A 274-nucleotide genomic window follows, 5' to 3' on the forward strand; every position below is an offset into this window, starting at 1 on the left:
TTGAACCCTAGATACGCTATTAACGTATGCCGGTTTTCAAGACCGGTGCTTTCAACCACTCAGCCATCTCTCCGTTGTTGAGGCGCATAATATAAGGCTTTGAAAACCTTGTAAACCCCAAAATGAACTGTTTGGATGTTTACTGTTCAATTTTGTGTTGTTTGCGGATAAAAGAATCAAAAAAGCTCTCCGAGTGGAGTAATGCCAGTCAGTTAAGCTGACTGGCATTTTTCTTTTTCCAGATTGGATACTTTGCTGATTTGTAACGGAGAAC

General features: G+C 40.5%; 1 protein-coding gene. It reads right to left on the reverse strand.

Going from position 1 to position 274, the window contains the following annotated elements:
- Positions 1 to 51: 51 nt before the first annotated feature.
- Positions 52 to 274, reverse strand: a 223-nt coding sequence (locus OQJ86_RS26500; RefSeq protein WP_265992367.1) for a hypothetical protein, incomplete at its 5' end; no start/stop codon positions are given.

Origin of the sequence: Vibrio sp. Sgm 5 (assembly GCF_026241575.1) — a bacterium.
GTDB classification, from domain to species: domain Bacteria; phylum Pseudomonadota; class Gammaproteobacteria; order Enterobacterales; family Vibrionaceae; genus Vibrio; species Vibrio jasicida.